This is a genomic window from Nostoc sp. CALU 1950 (assembly GCF_051172895.1).
GTDB lineage: Bacteria > Cyanobacteriota > Cyanobacteriia > Cyanobacteriales > Nostocaceae > Nostoc > Nostoc edaphicum_A.
This window is the reverse complement of the sequence record NZ_JBDNJQ010000387.1, coordinates 1-1,126: the sequence shown is the minus strand read 5'-3', so window position 1 is coordinate 1,126 and position 1,126 is coordinate 1. Positions and strand designations below refer to the sequence as shown.

Genomic DNA, 1,126 nt, shown 5'->3' with positions numbered 1-1,126 from the left:
TAGGGCTTGCTGAAAAAGTGATGAAAAGCCAGAGAAGGATTAATTAGTTACTGAAGCAAGAGTTTGGTATAAGTTTTTATTGTCTATTATTAGCCAGCTATTAATTTTAATAATATTAGGTTGTAAAAAAGGTGTGGTTTTCAAAAATAGACATAAAAAAGCATAAAACAACCGTGACAGTTGAGTAGAAAGATTCATCACTAAAAAAGTAATAGCGATTGCAGTTTGAGAAGTATGATTTAGTTTAGCCATGACTCTACCAAGGCTAAATCTTCTTTTACCCTGCCCAAATTTTCCCTCAATACAATTACGAATTCTCTCGGATTCCAATGCTTGTTTCTTTTTTTCTTTACTAATATTGGCAGGAGGTCTTCCTAAAGGAGGACCACTCATGATAATACCTCTTTCTTTACACCAAGCTCGGTTCTCTCGTGTCCGATAAATTTTATCAACATGAACAGATTCTGGATAATAACCCGTGTAATTTTTAAAGGCTTCTACTTGGGCTTTTAAGTCTCCTGATTCATTAAAATTATCCCAACTAATATGGTCTAAAAATACATATCCATTAAAGCAGCTAGCCGACAATTTTGCCCCAAATTCTACGACTTTCCCGGCTTTACCGCGAACAATTGGACGGATATGTGGTTGGCTTAAACTGACAATACGGTCATCAATACTCTGTTTTTTATTTTCATACAACCATAGTTGTTGACGATAGACTTCTGCAACTACAAGCAACATTTTATATTGCCTGTTACTTAAATTTAAGAGAGTTGCCCCTGAACTGATTAGCTGGTCAATATGAGATAAGTTTCTTTTGATATATTGCAGTTGTTTTTTAATCGCTTTTCTCCGTTCTTTTTGAGATGGGCGACGTTTCTTCGCTACTTCTAGGTAGTCTTTTCTCGCTATTTCTCTATAAGTTCTAGGTTTTTTATCTAATTGACCTAGTACCTGTTCATAAAGAAAGTCTATAGTTTTTTCTGTCTGCCTTCTGGCTTGATTTAGTAGCCCTAAATCTGTTGGATAGCTAATATCACCCGGCGCACAAGTGGCATCTAATATTAATTTCCCCAGATTTTTTGGTTCACTTATTTCTTTTTCTGATAATTCGGTTTTTTTT

General features: G+C 34.9%; 1 protein-coding gene. It reads right to left on the bottom strand.

Features of this window, described 5'->3' with window-relative positions; genetic code table 11:
* Window positions 1-39 precede the first annotated feature (39 nt).
* The coding region (locus ABF638_RS38080; RefSeq protein ID WP_435027902.1) for an IS5 family transposase at window positions 40-1,126 on the bottom strand (1,087 nt) is incomplete at its 5' end.